The organism is Metabacillus sediminilitoris (genome assembly GCF_009720625.1).
Classification (GTDB): Bacteria; Bacillota; Bacilli; order Bacillales; family Bacillaceae; genus Metabacillus; species Metabacillus sediminilitoris.
Genome location: NZ_CP046266.1, coordinates 5,186,580 through 5,204,992, shown reverse-complemented (window position 1 = coordinate 5,204,992; position 18,413 = coordinate 5,186,580). Strand labels below are relative to the sequence as shown.

Sequence of the window (18,413 nt, the reverse complement as noted above, 5' to 3'; positions counted from 1 at the left end):
AGTTATTTTGGGCATAATAAAGGAAGTGACTCGCTATGAAAGGTACTATAAACAAAAAAATTCCATATCTCTTTATTGCACCTGCACTTATTTTGTTGTGCTTGTTTTCACTGTTTCCTATATTTGTTGCTTTAATTATTAGTTTTACAGATATCGATTTGGCCGGCTTAGCTGATTGGTCAACGATTTCTTTTATAGGAATAAAAAATTATCTGGATGTACTAAGTGATCCCATTTTTTTGAAGTCTATCCTTAACACCTTATTTTATGTCGTTTTTGGTGTTCCATTGGTTATTGTATGTTCATTAGGAATCGCCATTTTGATCAATTATGGAAAAGCACCTATATTTAAAGCCTTTCGCGCAGTATTTTATATGCCTTCGGTAACGAACGTCGTAGCGGTTGCGGTCGTGTGGAGTTACTTATACAATCCTCAATTCGGGCTGTTTAATTATATTTTAGGACTTTTTAACATTCCTGCTGTTCCTTGGCTACAGGACCCTCTTATGGCAAAAATATCTTTAATCGCTTTAGCGTTATGGAGAGCTATTGGAGTAAATATGATTATTTTCCTTGCAGCATTGCAAGGAATTCCTAAAACGTATTATGAGGCGGCACAGTTAGATGGAGCAAGTGACTGGAAGCAGTTAACAAAAATAACGATTCCATTACTGAGATACGCCATTTTCTTCGTATCTATCACAACTATGATCGGGTGGCTTCAATTTTTTGAAGAACCGTTTATCATGACCGATGGTGGGCCGCTAGATAGTACGACATCTGTAGCGCTATTTATATACCGCAATGGTTTCCAACTTAGTAACTTCGGTTATGCTGCAGCTGGTTCCTTTATCTTGTTTATTGCCATAATCATTGTGACTCTAATTCAATTCAGGCTACAGAAAAAAGAAGTTGATTATTAAGTGAGAAATCCGAGGTGACCCAAATGAAAGCAAATCAATATGTTAATAATCAGCGCTCCAAGCAGTGGATATTAGGAATTGTTCTAACGATCGGCGGATTTTTAATCTCTATCCCATTTATTTGGATGATTCTATCTGCGTTTAAACCCGAAAGTGAAATCCTTCAAATCCCGCCGACTATGTGGCCAAAAGATTTCACATTTGATAATTTTTCATATTTGTTTGATAATATGAACTTTGGAAAATATACATTCAATACAATCATCGTTGTCCTGTGTTCATTTATCGGACTCTTCTTAAATGCAATGGCAGGCTTTGCATTTGCAAAATATGAATTTAAAGGGAAGCAGCCACTTTTTTATTTAGTTTTAGCAACAATGATGATTCCTGGACAAGTAACGATGATCCCTGTGTATTTGATCCTGAATCAATTACAATTAACCAATACGATGGCAGGAATTGTATTGCCTGGTCTAGTAGGGGCATTTGGAATCTTCTTATTTAGACAGTTTATGTCCACGATTCCAGATGAATTATTAGAAGCTGCAAGACTTGATGGGGCAAGTGAATTCAGGGTATTTATCCAAATTATTTTGCCAATTTCTAAACCGATTCTAGCTGTGCAAGGAATACTAACATTTATAGCAGGCTGGAATAGTTTTTTATGGCCATTAATTATTGCTAATGATGAAAGCCTATATACATTATCTGTTGGGCTTGCATTATTAAAAGGCCAATACGGTGGAAATTTTGGATTACAAATGGCAGGCTCAACGTTCATGGTTGTTCCGATTATTATTATCTTCTTACTTTTCCAAAAGCATATTATCGAAGGATATACGATTTCTGGAATGAAATAAGATGTTTAAAAGTCCCTTGGTTGGGGCTTTTTTGTTGTTTAAGGAACCATATGGGTGATCGAAAACATATTGAAAGATCGCATAGGGTACTATCCCAGAGAATCACAGATGATTTTATAAATCTGTACTTAAAACGCATCGAAGAATCTCAACAAAAACGGATGGTTATGCAAAAAAGTCGATAATGATAATATATATTTTTTTTAAAAAAATACGGAAGGTGTTTCATCATAATAAAGTCGTAATTTATAATATAGTCATTTAAAAAATAATAAAGATGATTAAAACGCCAGTCACGTTATTCCATTAAATGGCCATATTCTTGAATAAGAAAAGAAATTAGATGGTTCATCTTAAAATAGTATGTTATGCCATTAAAGGACAGTATTTCTGTATATAGATATATACGTTAACTTAGAATAAGGTTATATCAGGTTTGTGGGAAGTGAAAAAATTTAAGCATTATTAAATAGGGGAGATAGTCATGCAATATGATTTAAATACTAACGGTATAGATTCACTAAAGCAATCCTACATATGTATGGACGAGTTGTATAAAACAAAATCAGGGTGAAATGAGATGATAATTGATCAATCAAAAGTCCAAATGAGTCTGTTCATTGGACCCGTTCGCCTCATACCAAATGCATATGTTTATGAAGCAAGCGATGCAACCATGCTAGGTTATTTGCTGCGAAAAGTAGAAAAAGAATATGGCATTCACTACATTCGGACGATTCGCAAAAATGCCGTTAAACTTTATGATGAAAAAGAAGTCTTTGAAGCCGGCAAAGGAAAGGTCCTTCGTGAAGGTGGAGACGTGACCATCATTGCGAGTGGCATCATGGTAGCTGAATCATTGAAAGCAGCAGAATGGGAATAGAAGCTTCTGTTATCGATATGTATTCAATCAAGCCAATTGATAAGGAGTTAATTGTCCACTATGCAGAAAAAAACAAAAGCAATCGTTACAGCAGAAAACCATAATGTTATTGGTGGATTAGGTAGTGCAGTTGCAGAAGTATTGAGTGAGCATTGTCCAACTCCGTTAAGAAGGATTGGAGTAAAGGAGCAATTTGGTCAGGTTGGAAAAGCCGATTATTTAAAAGGATTTTATCAGTTAACGGCGAAGGATATTGTCGCTGCTGTGAAGGAATTAATTTAGGTAGAACGATTTTTGATCAAGCCACTATCATAAATTTTGTATAGAGAGTCGATCATTTTAGAGTGATTGTCTCTCTTTTTTATTTTTCTAAAAAAAGCTTTCCTTTTATAAGGAGTAAGGCTTTTTGTATTGAGTACGATCGTTCTATTATAGGTGAGCACATGAATTTTAAAGAGTTAGCTAGAATGGCTGGACTATCTATCGTACTTTAACGATTCTGTTTGTGATAAATGGTATAGTAGGATATAGCTTTTTCCCACTGATAACAAAAGCCGAATTCAGAGAGTGAATTTGACGCTTCAGGAGCAATCTTGTTATCCTAAGACCATTGTTCACTGGCATTTCACTCAGATACTTGGAGGTTTCCTATTGAATCTTATCGTTACCCAATTAAAGAAAATGACCTACAAACAGATCATGATGTACGCGACACTAGCCATTTGTTTTGTCGCCTCTATTATTTTTGTGAATCATAATTATTCATTCTATGATCGTCCAATCGCAAAAGTCATCAAAACGGAGCTGGAAGAGACAACGAAAGTGACCGATTTACATAATAATGAAGATCGATTATACAATCAGCATATCATTGCTGAATTAAAAAATGGTGAAAAGAAAGGAGAGCTTATTCATTTAACAAATGAGTATTCCGCTTCAGGTGCCTTTGATCAAGAATATCAGATTGGCAATGAAGTGTTTGTTTTGATTGATCCAAATACAGATGAAGATACAGGTTTAACTGGGACCATAAAAAACGTAAAGCGGGATAAGTACGTTTTGTTCATCGCATGGATTTTTATTTTTTCTTTACTGATCGTTGGAAAAAAGCAAGGGCTGTTTTCGATTATCAGTTTGGCTGTCAATGCCATTATCCTATCGTATGCTTTAGATGCTTATTTAAAGACAGGCACAATCAGCTTATTAGTGGCATGTGGTATTAGCGTTATATTATTTACTGTCATTTCTCTCCTACTTGTTAACGGTTTTAATGAGAAAACCTATGCTGCGATTGTTGCAACCTTGCTGGCAACCTTTGTATCTCTAATCATTACCTACGGTGTCATGTGGCTGACAGCTGAAGAAGGCCTTCGATACGAGGAAATGCAGTTTTTAACGCGACCTTATAAAATGGTGTTTATGGCAGGGATATTAATAGGATCCCTGGGGGCCGTAATGGATGTGGCCATCACCATGTCTTCCTCAATATTTGGGTTGTACGAAAAAAATAACCATATATCGATAAAAGCTCTAAAAGCCTCAGGGATGGAAATTGGCAAGGATGTAATGGGAACGATGACAAATATCTTATTTTTTGCCTATATAAGTGGATCGATACCCATGCTCATTTTATATATGAAGAATGGCTCACCGCTTGGATTTACACTATCGATGAACTTGTCATTGGAATTAGCTCGAGCTTTGGCTGGAGGAATCGGTATTGTCTTAACCATTCCGATCGGCCTGTATATTTCGATCTTTTTGGTTAATCGAAAGAAGGCGAGATTATGAATGTATTAGTCTGTCTAGCAGCCATCTTATTTCTATTAATGGTACTGATAGGAGGGAAGAAAGGGGCAAGGTCTTTTATCGCCTTATTCTTAAACTTTTCTGTGCTCCTGTTTACCATTCTTATCATGACGAACCCACATGCAAATCCAATTATCTTAACCCTAATTGCTTGTACGTTTATTAGTTGCATTAATCTCTTTTTTATCAACGAAGTGAACAACAAAACAATTACGGCATTCGTCTCTACGATCATAACACTAGCTATTTTGCTCTTTTTTATTGTGATTGTAACAGACAAAACAATGATTCAAGGATTTGGAGAAGAAGAAACAGAGGAACTTAGCGCGTTTTCCCTCTATCTAGGAGTAGACTTTGTAAAGATTGGCGCTGCCATGATCATTATGAGTACCATTGGTGCCATTATCGATGTGGCCATTTCGATTTCTTCTCCCATGCGGGAACTGTACAATCATCACCCAAATGTTAGTAGAAAGGAATTATTCACATTTGGCATAAGTATCGGGAGGGATATACTGGGAACCAATACAAATACATTGTTTTTCGCCTTCTTTGGGGGATACTTAGCCATGATTATATGGTTTAAAGATTTATCTTATTCAGTAGGAGACATTGTTAATTCAAAAATATTTAGTGCTGAAATGATAAATATCCTTTGCGCTGGAATTGGTATAGCTATGGTCATTCCTATTACTTCCTGGATCACAGCCTATTATTTTGATAAAACAAGAGGAAAATAACATTGAAACAGAATGAAAACAGCATCAGAAAGGTGAAATTGATTTAGGTAAAACATGAGGACATGGTAAAAGAATAGATCTATATTCACCGGATGACGAAGTAAATAATTTGTTGGATTAAGTTGGGTTCGGGGTTTTGGTATCCCTACCTTTACCTTACTATTATTAAAAGGTTTATATCAGCGTTCGCCGATATATTTGAAATCTCGCTGATATATGCTGAATTTCGCCGATATATCCTGAATTTCGCTGATATATCATAAATTTCGCCGATATATCCAGATTTTCGGTAACGGCCTTCAGCGGTTAAATAGGATTGGAAGGGACATGGGGATGGGAACCATGTCCTTGTTTTTTAGCTTACGAAAACAATTACAAGAGGTTAGAGCTAATCAAAGTAACGATGAAGAGAAAATTGAATCTTTATCTTCTATCCAGAATGCTGATGCACTAAAGGTTAACCGGAAGTTCCTTGAAACTACCACGTGCCAAAAAAGCATTTCTTTTCTATAAGATGATGGAAAGGATCGAAAGATTTCAGATGAACTTAGCCTCTTTTATTTATTTCAAATGCTGTAGAGAAATAAAACATAGAATAACGGAGCGGCTTTTTATGGAAATGATTCTCTTTTTATATCGACAAATTATTTTTGGAATTGAAAAATAGATTACTTATAGGAATATTTTCCAATATATTTAGTGGGGAAATTAAATGCTTTTTTACATATAACATGATTTTTGCCCTTGTACTATGTCTTAATACTTATATTTAATTGTCGAAATGTTGAGTCTATCCCTTTATTAACCGTACATCCTATAAACGGTAGAATATATACTTATAAATACTTCATAATGTGAATTATTTATAATAAAAAATGTGGGGGATATCGATGAATTTAAAAAAGAAGGTTTTGTCTGTTTCTCTATCCAGTCTTATGGCAATAAGTGCTATTTCCCTTGTTTCTGCCCCAGTTAGTGCAGTAGGCAATGGACCAGGTGCAGGTAATGGCTCTATCCAAACTTCAATTCTACACACGTATGACAGCATGGTAGAATATTTGAAAACAGAGGATGCTAAACAAGAGGCCATGGATTTGGAAATCATCGGTCAAACTGTGAAGGGCCGGAATATTTATTTGTCAAAATACATATCAAATCCTGATAACCCTACCATTCTATTTTTAACTCAGCAGCACGGAAACGAGCAGCTAACAACTGAAGGAGCTCTTGAATTCATTAAGCACTTAGGCACAAATAAAACAAAAGATGTCTTGGATAAAGTGAATATCTTAGTCATCCCTATGTTAAATGCTGATGGTGCAATGGGTGATGTTAATTTCTCCTTGGATCATTATTTAGCCGATGGAAATCGACACTTAACACGGTATAATGCAAACGAGATTGATTTAAATCGAGAGCACGATAAACCAATAAGCAGTATGCAAATTGAAGTGAAAGCCTTATATGAAAATGTGTTTGAAAAATATAATATTGATTACATGATTGACCTGCACCATCAAGGATCAACTAGTGAAACAGAAGGTGAACTTGTTTCAGGGTCAATTCTTTATCCGACTAATTCTGAAGTCAAACCTGATGTTCTTGAGCGTTCTAAAAAATTAGGAGCAGTAGTTTATCATGCTATTGAGAATACCGGCTGGGGCCATATTGGAAAATACAATGGCGGTTCAGGTCAAAATATAGGACGCAACGGAGCAGCTGTCCGTTATGATATATCCACTCTTCTGTTTGAAATGCGGGGCATGTCTGATCACTATATCGAATCCTACGCGCTTGGACAAAAAAGTAATGGTTACCTAATTAAACAAACGATTACCACTTTAGATTCAACGGTGAGAGCGATTGCGGATGGTTCTATCGATACGGTTGATACAAGCTTTTGGAATTCCCTTCCTACTCAAACGAATCGAACTGGTGAAGAATCCGATGAATAAAAATATCTAGATTTTCTTTTTCTTTCTCTAAGGGGGACAAGGGGACAGGACAGGTCCCCTGTCCTAAAAAACAGGGGGACGGTTCTATTGTTTTCAGACATATTGAAAACACAAGAACCGTCCCTTTGATTTCCTTTGTTTTTGGTACCCCTATTTTTCAATCAAACCTATTAAGAAAGATTCCCATTTTTCATGTGAGGTGATCTCCTCAAAAGCAGATTTTTTGATGTTATTCGGTTTCATTTCAGTCACAAAATAGGCTTTATTTTGTGGGACATGGTCTGGTGAGAGCATCATAACTTCTCGAATTTCTATGCCCTCTTTTATTTCCTGGATCCCATCAAAGCTCAAGCCGGTTTTGACAGATTGTTTTGTGATTTGTCCATTTTCATTTAATCGATAAGCATAAGGTGTTTTGACATGATGGATTGCTTCTTCTCGAACGGTAGGCACACCAATCGCTTCTGCCGTGACAACTGAAACAGCAGCTTTTGTACCGATTGCAAGTGCTTCTGGTTGTTCCGTCATTGTCGCTTCAAACTGGTAATGGTTTTCCTCGCCGATTGCTAGCTCGTTTACTGGATAATCATTGATTTTACCAAGCGTTCCTTCAAGCTTCTTTCCTGCGGCAATCGCTGTTAAGGGCATTCCTGTTTCTGACTTTTTATATTGGTTTTCTGTTAGCTGTCCTTTTATCGCTAGGACATTGGATGCAATGGTAATGACAGGATTTCCGAGTTTTTTATTCACTTCTTTGACAATTCCGTCGGTTTCGCTCACCATCATTGCTGAGCTAGTTTGTTCGTTTATAGAGTTTAATTGGCTATCATACTTTCTCACTTCTTCTTCAAGCTTGCTTTTTTCGAGTTCTTGTTTATACATTTCCTGTTCAATTGTACTGATTATCATATCTGAAGAAGCATTTTCATTAATGCGTAAACCAACCTCTAAAGCAGTCTCATCAAATTCAGATTCAGATGCAGAATCAGATTCAGATTCAGTAGTTAGGGTAGAAGAGGAGATAGAGGCTTGGTAATCCAATAATGTACTTAGGTATTCATCAATCCCGGCTATTTCTCCCTCTGCCTGCTGCTTTTCCAACTCAACTGTTTCTCTCAAATGATCTAGTTCAGGTGTTGTAAACTCAAACAAAGGAGTTCCTGCCGTTACTTTATCACCTTCTTTTACAAGAAATCGTTGAAATTCTTTTTCTGAATCATGAAAGTAAATATCATATTCCTCTTGGGGCATAATGACACCATCTGTATGAAATGTCTCAACAACATTTTTTTCTTTTACGCGTGTCCAGTCTTCGACGTATACGGTATGTTGAACCTCGCTGTCATTCTTCCCAATTAAATACCCGTTTATGGCAATAAAACTCAATGAAACAGCCGTTAGCGAAATGATTTTCCACTTTTTCATCCTAACCACCTCCTAAATAAGATAGGTACTTCAACATATGCCATTAAAGCTGTGTACAGCCATGTGAAAAGATAAAATAATAGAATGACAGTGAGGGTTACAAATCTATTTCTTTTAGTAAGATTTTTAAGGTAATAGTAAAGTATCGTTATTGCGACGATGTGAAACAGTGTAATGGCACTGAAAAAATGATTCCAAAACTCGTTACGTATAAAATACTGGCTGATTACTCCAAATGAAAAGGGATTGCTTGCATGATTCAAATCAAATAAAACAAATACAAGAGATGTGATGGAGTTTTCAACTAAATGAACCGCAAACACAATGATCTGAACTGCCACTGCTTTTAGGTAAAAAACATCAAGTGAAAGCCAGAAAATAAAGGCAGCAAACCAAATAAATAGACTAGTATAGAACAAGCTTGAAACAAGTCTTCCTCCTAACAATAACAGCTTGCCTGCTTCAAATTCTTCTATGGTGCGATCCGTAATTGTTCCAGAATATGACTCTGTTCCAATCCCAAAATATGTACTTGCTGCAAAAATAATAAAACTGAATAGATAAAGCAAGATCAGTTTAAGGCCAATACCTGTAACTCTCTCCGCTTTTTGTAATTGATAAAGACTTGTTTCCGGTCGTAATAGCCCTTTTAATACTTGCATCTGATAGAACATACATGTTTCCCCTTTTTAATAGAATTCAGCTATTCTTATTTTATCTTAATTTTTAGGGGAATGATGGATGTAATTAAAAATTTGTTGTTGGCAATTAATAAGCCAAAGCGAGTTCCAACTATAGCGATCATGTTATAAGCAGAGATGGAGGCCTACTACTTTAGCCTGTGGATTTGTAATAATACTGGGATTAATTAATCTGCTATGAATAATCGGTAAACGATAAAAAGTAGAAAAGGGTGCTTAAAAGGTCGCCATTTACGACATTTTGAGTCACCCTCTTTTTAAGTATTTTCTCATTTGACATGAAATAAACCGGGATGCCTAGTCACTACTCATGACCCGTTTTTTAGATCTCTTAGTACCATTGGCATTTTCTTTTCTTCTTCATTTACCTTCTTTTCTGGAAGCTTATTACCTTTAGAATTTGCTGATCGAAATCTTGCTGCATCCATTCCATCTATTATATTAGTCAAGATGACACCTCCTTTTTACTTACCTTTTAACATTTTCGGGTATTTATTCTAGAGACGTCCTAAATGTTTTATGAGCAAACAATTTCCTGTCTGTCTATGAAGGAACTTTCAATAAAAAATCGATCAAGGTTATCCTTGAATTTCTTAAGTTTGCACATATTAAAAATAAACGTTTCATTCAACGTTTGTTTTGCTTGATTGATTTACGTTATATTAATTTGCCCTTTATTAGTCATTTACATAAACATGATAATATGAAAATGTTGTCAAAAATTCCAATAATTTTTAAAGCTGAGAGGAGAAAGGGCATGTCGAAGAGCAAATGGCCAACAAAGCTTTTAGCAATTCCAATGAGTATGATGATGCTAACAACGTTGCTGCCTGTGCAACATGCAGATGCTGCAACAAAAAATTCGGTTCCAACGGCTGAAGCAGGACAAGTTCTTGCAGATTGGAAGTTTTCAAAAGACTATGTGAAATCAGGAACGATTGAAACAGGCAATCTTGTCCTAGAGGACGCGAGCGGAAATGGAAATGATTTAGTCCTTCAAACGGTTGGGGATGCCTCTTCTGCAGAAGTACAAAACATGGTGAAATGGTCAGAGGATGATCTTGCAAATGCTGATGATGTCCAAAGTATCGAATTTGGTAACGATAAGCAAGCACAAGGTGGAAGATATTTTAGCACAATAAATGATGCAATGATTAACAGTGAAAAATTTGAAGAAGGCTTTACAATTGAGGCAATTGTGAAAATGCCCCAAAATTTTGCACCTGAGAAGCATAGCTGGATGGGAATTCTAACTCGACAAGGACAGGCTGCTGACCTTAATAAAACAGAAGGGGAGAAGGAAATCCTCTCTACATTATCTGTGTCGAACCTGAAAGAGTTGCAGTGGACAAGCCATCCTACAAATTTAAATCATAATGAAACAAATTGGTCGTTTTCGTTAGACAGCAAAGAAGATTGGTATCATGTTGCGGTTGTAAATGATGGAAGCCATACAAAGTTATATGTGAATGGTGTGACAGATTTCCGAAATACGGATGCGGAAATGATCGGTATTGATGCTGTGGAAGGGAAGGGCTGGAATATTGGCGCTTCTGAGTGGGCAAATGAATTAGATACATTATTCGCGGGGAAAATTCAAGAAATAAAAATGACGGACGGAGCAACTTCTCAGGAACAATGGTTAGTGAACAATCCTCAAGGTGAACATGTTGAATATGGGACAAATGAAAGGATACCTCTGTTAACAAACAAACAGAATTATAACTTTCTATTTGTACCAGACCCGCAAAAAACGGTGCGTTATAAGCCTGAGATTTTCTCTGCCCAAATGAAATGGGTGGCGAATCAAGCAAAAAAACATAATATTGCGATGACTGCTTTTGTAGGCGATATGGTTGACCAAAGCAATGTCGTAGAGGAGTGGACCGCTTCAGACGCAGGGGTGGACATGTTAGATAAACATCGTATTCCATACCTTACTACAGCTGGAAATCATGATTATGGTACTGGAGATCCGTATTTAACGTATTATGGTGCCGATCGTTTTGTTGAAAAGGACTATTTTAAAGGAAGCTCACCGTCTGGTTATAGCTCATACGGCATAGTACCAGCAGGAAGCTATAACTACTTATTCTTGATGGTTGATATGTACCATATGGAGCAAGACATGGCTTGGGCAAAACAAGTATTAAACGAACATTCTGATCTTCCAACTATTTTGGTGTCACATGAAATTTTAGGAATTGGTGGAGACGGATTATCTGCTTCAGATACGAAACGAGGAAATATGATTTGGAATGAGTTAGTCAATTTAAACGATCAAGTATTTATAACGGTAAACGGTCACCATCACGGTGCTCTCCATCGCATAAAGCAAAATGCAAAAGGGAATGATGTGATCCAAGTACTTGTTGACTATCAATCTAGCTATGCAGGTGGAAATGGCTGGATGCGTTTCGCTGAGTTTGATGAGAAGTTGAACAAAATTAACTTTAAAACGTATTCTCCATGGGTAGAAAATCTTTCAAAGAACGAACGTACGTATTTTGATGTGAAATATTTAAACTCTGAAAACGATCAGTTTGAAATTGATCTTAATTTTAAAGAACGCTTTAATTTTTAATCATATATCTGTTTTAAAATAAAAGATCTCAGGCTCTCTTCCATAAAGGATAGAGAGCCTGTTATTTTAATTCCTTTACACCTTCAATCATATGTAAAAGCATACATTTAAAAGTGGTTAAAAATTTTCAATTAAAAATGATAAGAAAGATTACATTTACATATAATAAAAATACATGTCAGCTAAAACTTAAGAACGCTTCCCAGTACCGCCTATATCTCTTGTTACATCTTTTCTTTCATCTTTTGTCATTCGTAAACACCTCACATATCTTGATATATATAAGTTGTCCACGATTAGGAGGCGATATACATGAGAAGGAGTAATAAAAAGACTGCCGATCAAGCGAGAGTTGGCGACGATGATACACCAAAATCAGAGAATGACCAAGAAAACAAAGATTATATATTTGTTAAGGTAGGTTTTAAAAAGGAGAATTTTGAAAAAATCCAAGCTTATACGACATATGCAAATGTGGAAGCCAAAATGGATAAAATAGATGTGGAATATACAGCAGAGGATTTCATTAAAGGGGCAACGATGTATTTTATCGATTCCATGCTAGATAATATTGATGCACATAAACCAAAAGAAATAACAAGGAAATTATATGAGTCACTTCCTGAGTTCCTGCCTATTTTAAATGAATCCGCCAAAAGACTAGGAAATACTTCAAAGGAAAATGTTGAACCACTGATTCATTCTCATGAAGGCGCGATAAAAAATAATCTAAAGAAAATATTGAAAGAACAAAAGATGACACAAAAAGAGCTATCAGAAATAACAGGTATCGATAAAAGTAACTTATCCATTTATATGAATAATAAATCCCAGCCATCTATCGAATTCTTTCTTAGAATTTGGCATGCTCTCGACTATCCACCCCTCAATGAAATGTTATATAGAGAGAAATCCTCTGATGCATAAGCATTTATTTTTTTGCATCACGGTTATAAGTTTTCAACTTTAATTAAAAATTTTTAAAAAATGGTTATAATACAAGCACCAATTTCAATAACCTATATCATACACATACTAAGGGCTTTTAAAAAATGGGTTATGAATACATTTGGGAAGTTTGTGCTACTGTTCTGCTTCGGAGTAAAGTGGGCTGCATAGGCAAGTAGCGAAAAGCTTCCCAGAAGGAAGGTGCAACTTATGGACATAAATACAGCTTTGTTTATGGTATCTTTATTGACTTTTATCGTTCTGTTAATTGAAAAAATTAAAAAGTAGTTTGAGAGCGCCAGGCCACAAAAAAATTCTCAGCTTTATATAGAACAAGGATTATATATCATAGAGGAAAAGGTACAAGTAATCTAATGAATGAAATAATTCCTCCTTGTCAAATAAGAATCATTACGATATGATATAAACCGGAATCATTACGAAAAGGGGGAATTTACTATGAAAACAGTTAAACATAATAATTGGCACTGCTGCGTCAATTTTATAAGTTTCCATGAATACATACGAAATCACTTTCTTAAAATTGGTATCTTAATGGTATGTGTCAGCTTGTTAAGTGCTTGTGCGCAGTCCTCGCAAAGTACTGTTAAGGAAAAAGCAGAAGACAAACATATCCATTTTCTCTATAATTTCTCCACTAATTCTCTCGATCCTCATGTTGATACAAGTTATGTTCCGCTAAGAGCAGGGATTACTGAAACACTTGTCCGGCTAGATGAAGAAAATTTAACGATTGCACCATGGCTGGCAGAAGGCTGGGAAGGTGAGGATGGGCAACATTGGACGATTAAGCTTCGTGAAGATGTTACGTTCCAAAATGGGAAGAAAATGGATGCTGAAGCGGTGAAAGCCTCTCTTGAACGAGCACTGAAAGAGAGTGTTGCGATTCAACATGCGCTTAAAATCGATACGATTGAAGCAGATGGCTACACATTGCATATTTCAACAAAGGAACCTTTTCCGGAGTTTGTTTCTGAGCTTGTTAACCCTAATGTTTCTATCATTGATGTAACAGAAGAGGACATTGTCAATAAACCTGTCGGTACAGGACCTTTTACTTTGAAGTCATTCACACCTGGAAGTAAGCTTGAGCTCGAGCGTTATGCTGATTATTGGGATGGTGCTTCAAATCTTGATTCAGTGACATTCGCTTTTAATGAGGATGCAAATGCTCGTTCGCTAGCACTGAAGTCTGGGCAAGTTGATATTGTTTATCGTCCAGAGGTAGAAAGCTTGGAATCATTACAAGCACAAGATGGGATGAAAGTTGAATCAACTGAGACATTCCGTGTCCATCAAATGACGATGAATATGGAGCGGAAAAGTTTGCAGGATGTCAATGTGCGCCGTGCTGTTGATGCATTGATTGACCGTCAGAAGATTGTTGATACGATTCTTTTAGGTTATGCGAAACCTGCTGTTGGGCCATTTTTACCATCACTGCCGTTTGCCCCATCTTATGAACAGAGCGAAACAGGAACAGATATAGCTGTGAAGTACTTGAAGGAAGCAGGCTATTCACTTGAAAAGGGGAAAATGCAAAAAGACGGAGAGCCGCTTACATTTACCCTTTTAACCTATAGCGCAAGAGCAGACTTGCCGTTAATTGCTCAAGTTTTTCAATCGGACGCTAAACGAATTGGAATCGATGTTGAAATTCGTCAAATCGATATTCCTGAGGAATACATGGCGTCAAACCGCGATTGGGATTTGGCTACGTATAGTAATTTAACAGCCCCGCGCGGAGATGCCGGCTACTATTTAAATGCAACCTATCATCCAACTGGCGCTCTCAACTTTAGCGGTGCTCATGAGCCTGAACTGACTGCCATTATTGACAAGCTCAATCAAACTGTTAGTCAAGAAGAACGAGCTGAGCTTGCAGAGCAGGCGGCTGATTATGTCCATGACAATGTGATCAATTCCTTTGTCTTGCATCCTTCCACCATTGTTGCGTATAACGAAAACAAAGTTAAAAATTGGCTGACAACGCGAAGTGAATATTACATGATTACAAACAAGCTGGATGTGAAGTAAATGGTTCAAATTCTTGCTCGGAAATTCTTTGAAGTTTTATTTTTTATGTTATTTATTACATTTGTCAGTTTTTTGTTTGTTCGGCTTGCACCTGGTGATCCTGTTTTGACGATTTTGAATGTGGATGAGCTATCAGTTAGTCAGGAGCAGGCAGAGGCATTAAGAGAGGAGTTGGGATTCAACAAGCCATTGCTCGTCCAGTACGGGCTTTGGCTGCTTAACTTTATCCAGCTTGATTTCGGGAACTCTTATGTCACGGGTCAACCTGTCATGGACATGATTTTAATGGGGCTCCCTGCCACAATTGAGTTAGCTGTTGGTGCGTTGATTGTCATGCTGGTCGTATCAATCCCGCTTGGATCGCTATCTGCTCTTTATCGGAATAGCTGGATTGATCAGGTGGGTAGAATCCTATCAATTATTGGCGCGGCCATCCCGAGTTTTTGGCTTGGTCTTATTTTTATTGATTTATTCGGGGTACGTTTTAATTGGCTTCCGACCATGGGGAGAGATGGATTCATCTCATTGGTCTTACCGTCACTGACACTAGGGCTGGCCATTTCAAGCGTATATGTTCGTTTGCTTCGTTCCAGCCTGCTTGATTCGCTTAGTCAGGAATTTATCCGTGCAGCGAGAGCGCGCGGGTTATCAGAATGGCGAATTTTCCTCGTGCATGCATTTCGGCACAGCCTCCCACCTGTTATTACCGTGTTTGGAGTCAGTTTAGGAAGTCTGATTGGCGGTGTTGTGGTGATTGAAGTTTTATTTGCGTATCCAGGGATAGGAAAGCTTGTCGTTGATGCGATCCGTCAACGTGATTATCCCTTAATACAGGGGTATATTTTAATCATGGCGATCATTGTTTTTATTGTAAATACATGTGTGGATGTATCTTACAGATATTTAAATCCCGAAATGAAACTAAAAGAAAGGGAGACTAGCTGATGAAAGGACTGTCTATATGTTTGCCAAAGGTAAAAAAGCACAGTTGGCAAGGGGTGCTGGCGCTGATATGCCTAATCCTTGTTTTTGTAGTCGCCATCTATGCTTTTTTTTATTTACGGCATGATTCAACATTAACAAATCTCGATGGACGCCTCCAGGGAATGAGTCTTCAGCATCCACTTGGAACAGATCAACTCGGTCGGGACGTACTGACCAGGCTCTTACTTGGCGGTCAGCAAACAATCGGTTATAGTTTGCTGGCGCTGATTGTTGCCCTCATTATTGGAATCCCCTTTGGTCTTATTTCAGGTTATAAACGCGGGTTAGTTGATCGGGTATTTATGCGAATTGCCGATGGATTTTTAGCTTTTCCAGATATGATTGTCGCCATTGTCCTGAGTGGATTACTTGGACCGGGCATCTCAAACCTTGTTCTTGCAATTGTGATGGTTAAATGGGTTAGTTATGCTCGTCTTGTTCGCAGCACGGTTTTATCAGAGTCCCAAAAAGAGTATGTGCTGATTGCCCGCACCAATGGGCTATCTTCAAGTAAAATTATGCGTAAGCATTTATTTCCCCATATTGTGGGGCATGTTCTCGTGCTAGCAAGTCTAGATCTAGGAAAAATTATTTTGCTCATTTCGGCCTTTTCATACATTGGACTTGGGGCACAGCCTCCAATTCCTGAATGGGGAGCCATGCTAAACGACTCACGCCCGTATTTTCAGTCAAGACCTGAATTAATGATCTATCCTGGTTTAGCGATTGTGATTGTTGTGCTGCTAACGAATATGCTTGGCGATTATTTACGTGACCATTTTGATGTGAAGAAAGAGGTGGGACAATGATTTTATCGCTTGAGAACGTATCCATTAGCAGCAGAGAAAAGAAAATTGTTGATAACGTGTCACTCTCTATTCAAAAAGGAGAGTGGTATGCACTGGTTGGACAAAGCGGGAGCGGAAAAAGTTTACTGTCACAGGCAATTGGACAAATGCTTCCACCTAATTTGCAGGTAGAGGGAAAGATTCTTTTTAAAGACGAGGATTTGCTATCGTTATCACCAAAACAGATAAGGACTTTTCGCGGCCAAAAACTTTCCTATATTTTTCAAGATTATCAGGGCTCTTTTACACCGTTTCGAACAATTGGCCAGCATTTTGAAGAATACCAGAAAGCACACGGCATTCGCGATGCCAAAACCCGGAAAATAAAGTCAATGGATGCACTTGAATCTGTTGGGTTAGATGAAGCTTTGTACAAGCGATACCCGTTTCAGTTAAGTGGCGGACAACTTCAGCGAGTTTCGATTGCTATGGCCCTTTTGCTGTCACCTGATCTATTAATTGCAGATGAAATAACAACTGCACTTGACAGTGTCTCTGGGCACAGGATTTTAGAATTGCTTGCGAAGCGGCAAAAAGAAACAGGCTGTGCGATTTTATTCATCACCCATGATTGGCGCCATGTCAGACGTTATGCGACTCGTTTAGCTGTCATGAAGGAAGGGGAAATCGTTGAATCAGGCGGGAAGCATCGGATCCTCGATCATCCGCAGCATGACTATACTAAGCAATTGATCCAAGCTGCACCTATACTAGGACGCGGTCTTCCATCAGGGTTAAAGGAGGTTGATACGTATGAGTCTGCTTACTGTTAAACAACTGACAAAATCCTATCAAGCAGGAAAAACAGCGGTGAACAACCTCTCATTTGAACTGAACAAGGGGGAATGTCTAGGCCTTGTTGGTGAAAGCGGCTGTGGTAAAAGCACATTGGCTCGTTGCTTGCTGAGGATTGAACCGATTGACAGCGGATCGATCTATTTTAAGGAAGAAGCAATTGAACAGCTTAATGAGCGTCAGTTACATCCTTACCGAAAAAAAATTCAAATCGTGTTTCAAAATCCATTAGCTGCATTAAATCCAAAGCTTAAAATAAAGGATTCACTGATTGACCCTTACGCCCAGTATAGGAAGGAACTGAACCTTAGCCATTTTTCCTATACCTCTGAGGATGCCTTTGTCAAGCAGCTTTTTGAAGCCGTTGAGCTGCCGCCGGGTTTAGCCAATCAATATCCTCATGAATTAAGTGGCGGACAGCGGCAACGTGTTACGATTGCCCGAGCGATCAGCATTGAACCTGAGCTCATTGTTCTAGATGAGCCAACTGCAAGCCTTGATGTCATTTCACAAGGGGCAGTGCTTACTTTATTGTCAGAGCTTCGCGAAACGTTAAGTCTCTCTTACTTGTTTATTTCACATGATCTTGCTGCTGTCAGGCAAATGAGCCAGCGGATCATGGTGATGAAAGAAGGAGAGGTTGTCGATCAATTCAACAGCGATCATTTATTTAATGAGGAACGCCACCCTTATACAAAAGAGCTCATTTCAATTTTTTAGATAGAATAATAGGTGGATCGTGATACAAAATGGACTGTAAACGATCGGTGTGAGAGGAGTTGCTGTGGCAACTCCTCTTTGATGCAAGCCGCTATTATCAATTTTGTATGGAGAGTCGATCATTTAAGAGTGATTGTCTCTCTTTTTTATTTTTTTTCTAAAAAATTTTAAAACCAACGC

16 protein-coding genes and 1 pseudogene are annotated in these 18,413 nt (G+C 37.7%); 14 read left to right on the top strand and 3 right to left on the bottom strand.

All coding sequences use genetic code 11. From position 1 onward, the window contains the following. The first annotated feature begins 35 nt into the window (after positions 1–35). The 7 genes and pseudogenes from GMB29_RS25075 (at position 36) to GMB29_RS25050 (ending at position 7,170) form a co-directional block, all read left to right on the top strand. Complete coding sequence (locus tag GMB29_RS25075; protein WP_136352230.1) at positions 36–923, top strand: carbohydrate ABC transporter permease; 888 nt, start codon at positions 36–38, stop codon at positions 921–923. A gap of 23 nt (positions 924–946) precedes the next feature. Beyond that, positions 947–1,783: a carbohydrate ABC transporter permease gene (locus tag GMB29_RS25070; protein ID WP_136352231.1), complete on the top strand. Its 837-nt coding sequence runs from the start codon at positions 947–949 to the stop codon at positions 1,781–1,783. Positions 1,784–2,363: 580 nt separating this feature from the next. Continuing rightward, positions 2,364–2,770, top strand: a pseudogene (locus tag GMB29_RS25065) (transketolase C-terminal domain-containing protein). After that, positions 2,727–2,948, top strand: a complete 222-nt coding sequence (locus GMB29_RS28140) for a transketolase C-terminal domain-containing protein (RefSeq protein WP_268921676.1) — start codon at positions 2,727–2,729, stop codon at positions 2,946–2,948. Before GMB29_RS25065 ends, GMB29_RS28140 begins: the two are co-directional and overlap by 44 nt. A gap of 399 nt (positions 2,949–3,347) precedes the next feature. Beyond that, a complete protein-coding gene (locus GMB29_RS25060) occupies positions 3,348–4,457 on the top strand; it encodes a YibE/F family protein (protein WP_136352435.1) in 1,110 nt (369 codons plus the stop codon). Beyond that, a complete protein-coding gene (locus GMB29_RS25055) occupies positions 4,454–5,215 on the top strand; it encodes a YibE/F family protein (protein WP_136352232.1) in 762 nt (253 codons plus the stop codon). The genes GMB29_RS25060 and GMB29_RS25055 overlap by 4 nt, the downstream gene beginning before the upstream one ends. Before the next feature lie 890 nt (positions 5,216–6,105). After that, entirely contained in the window at positions 6,106–7,170 is a 1,065-nt protein-coding gene (locus GMB29_RS25050; protein WP_136352233.1) for a M14 family zinc carboxypeptidase, read from the top strand. A 150-nt stretch (positions 7,171–7,320) separates the two neighbouring features. Here the strand turns inward: GMB29_RS25050 and GMB29_RS25045 are convergent, their stop codons facing one another. From GMB29_RS25045 to GMB29_RS25035, 3 genes are all read right to left on the bottom strand, one after another. Further along, on the bottom strand, positions 7,321–8,595 hold the full coding sequence (locus GMB29_RS25045) for an efflux RND transporter periplasmic adaptor subunit (RefSeq protein ID WP_136352234.1): 1,275 nt from the start codon (positions 8,593–8,595) through the stop codon (positions 7,321–7,323). Further along, positions 8,592–9,269 (bottom strand): hypothetical protein, encoded by a 678-nt coding sequence (locus tag GMB29_RS25040; protein ID WP_136352235.1) that lies wholly within the window; start codon positions 9,267–9,269, stop codon positions 8,592–8,594. The genes GMB29_RS25045 and GMB29_RS25040 overlap by 4 nt, the downstream gene beginning before the upstream one ends. Before the next feature lie 335 nt (positions 9,270–9,604). Beyond that, positions 9,605–9,745 carry a hypothetical protein gene (locus GMB29_RS25035; protein ID WP_155443949.1) on the bottom strand — a complete coding sequence of 47 codons (141 nt, stop codon included), beginning with the start codon at positions 9,743–9,745 and terminating at the stop codon, positions 9,605–9,607. 308 nt (positions 9,746–10,053) lie between these two features. Here GMB29_RS25035 and GMB29_RS25030 point away from each other — a divergent pair, with 308 nt between their 5' ends. The 7 genes from GMB29_RS25030 to GMB29_RS25000 all read left to right on the top strand — a co-directional run bounded on the left by GMB29_RS25030 (position 10,054) and on the right by GMB29_RS25000 (position 18,233). Further along, positions 10,054–11,880, top strand: coding sequence for a LamG-like jellyroll fold domain-containing protein (locus GMB29_RS25030; RefSeq protein ID WP_227551427.1), 1,827 nt, complete (start codon positions 10,054–10,056; stop codon positions 11,878–11,880). Between the two features lie 312 nt (positions 11,881–12,192). After that, positions 12,193–12,807, top strand: coding sequence for a helix-turn-helix domain-containing protein (locus GMB29_RS25025; RefSeq protein WP_136352236.1), 615 nt, complete (start codon positions 12,193–12,195; stop codon positions 12,805–12,807). 576 nt (positions 12,808–13,383) lie between these two features. Next, positions 13,384–14,886 carry a nickel ABC transporter substrate-binding protein gene (gene nikA, locus GMB29_RS25020; protein ID WP_406600359.1) on the top strand — a complete coding sequence of 501 codons (1,503 nt, stop codon included), beginning with the start codon at positions 13,384–13,386 and terminating at the stop codon, positions 14,884–14,886. Then, positions 14,887–15,831: a nickel ABC transporter permease gene (gene nikB / locus GMB29_RS25015; RefSeq protein ID WP_136352238.1), complete on the top strand. Its 945-nt coding sequence runs from the start codon at positions 14,887–14,889 to the stop codon at positions 15,829–15,831. Beyond that, entirely contained in the window at positions 15,831–16,679 is an 849-nt protein-coding gene (gene nikC, locus GMB29_RS25010) for a nickel transporter permease (RefSeq protein WP_136352239.1), read from the top strand. The genes nikB and nikC overlap by 1 nt, the downstream gene beginning before the upstream one ends. Beyond that, the gene (locus tag GMB29_RS25005) at positions 16,676–17,491 is read left to right on the top strand and encodes an ABC transporter ATP-binding protein (RefSeq protein ID WP_136352240.1); all 816 of its coding nucleotides are present in this window, start codon (positions 16,676–16,678) and stop codon (positions 17,489–17,491) included. The genes nikC and GMB29_RS25005 overlap by 4 nt, the downstream gene beginning before the upstream one ends. After that, a complete protein-coding gene (locus tag GMB29_RS25000; RefSeq protein WP_136352241.1) occupies positions 17,472–18,233 on the top strand; it encodes an ABC transporter ATP-binding protein in 762 nt (253 codons plus the stop codon). Before GMB29_RS25005 ends, GMB29_RS25000 begins: the two co-directional genes overlap by 20 nt. Positions 18,234–18,413 lie beyond the last annotated feature (180 nt).

What these genes read in the sequence shown, in the direction of transcription:
- GMB29_RS25045 (WP_136352234.1), bottom strand. Translation starts at nt 8,595, where the DNA reads ATGAAAAAGTGGAAAATCATTTCGCTAACGGCTGTTTCATTGAGTTTT.
- GMB29_RS28140 (WP_268921676.1), top strand. Translation starts at nt 2,727, where the DNA reads ATGCAGAAAAAAACAAAAGCAATCGTTACAGCAGAAAACCATAATGTT.
- GMB29_RS25075 (WP_136352230.1), top strand. Translation starts at nt 36, where the DNA reads ATGAAAGGTACTATAAACAAAAAAATTCCATATCTCTTTATTGCACCT.
- GMB29_RS25030 (WP_227551427.1), top strand. Translation starts at nt 10,054, where the DNA reads ATGTCGAAGAGCAAATGGCCAACAAAGCTTTTAGCAATTCCAATGAGT.
- GMB29_RS25055 (WP_136352232.1), top strand. Translation starts at nt 4,454, where the DNA reads ATGAATGTATTAGTCTGTCTAGCAGCCATCTTATTTCTATTAATGGTA.
- GMB29_RS25060 (WP_136352435.1), top strand. Translation starts at nt 3,348, where the DNA reads ATGACCTACAAACAGATCATGATGTACGCGACACTAGCCATTTGTTTT.
- GMB29_RS25000 (WP_136352241.1), top strand. Translation starts at nt 17,472, where the DNA reads ATGAGTCTGCTTACTGTTAAACAACTGACAAAATCCTATCAAGCAGGA.
- nikC (WP_136352239.1), top strand. Translation starts at nt 15,831, where the DNA reads ATGAAAGGACTGTCTATATGTTTGCCAAAGGTAAAAAAGCACAGTTGG.
- GMB29_RS25070 (WP_136352231.1), top strand. Translation starts at nt 947, where the DNA reads ATGAAAGCAAATCAATATGTTAATAATCAGCGCTCCAAGCAGTGGATA.
- GMB29_RS25025 (WP_136352236.1), top strand. Translation starts at nt 12,193, where the DNA reads ATGAGAAGGAGTAATAAAAAGACTGCCGATCAAGCGAGAGTTGGCGAC.
- nikA (WP_406600359.1), top strand. Translation starts at nt 13,384, where the DNA reads ATGGTATGTGTCAGCTTGTTAAGTGCTTGTGCGCAGTCCTCGCAAAGT.
- GMB29_RS25040 (WP_136352235.1), bottom strand. Translation starts at nt 9,269, where the DNA reads ATGTTCTATCAGATGCAAGTATTAAAAGGGCTATTACGACCGGAAACA.
- nikB (WP_136352238.1), top strand. Translation starts at nt 14,887, where the DNA reads ATGGTTCAAATTCTTGCTCGGAAATTCTTTGAAGTTTTATTTTTTATG.
- GMB29_RS25050 (WP_136352233.1), top strand. Translation starts at nt 6,106, where the DNA reads ATGAATTTAAAAAAGAAGGTTTTGTCTGTTTCTCTATCCAGTCTTATG.
- GMB29_RS25005 (WP_136352240.1), top strand. Translation starts at nt 16,676, where the DNA reads ATGATTTTATCGCTTGAGAACGTATCCATTAGCAGCAGAGAAAAGAAA.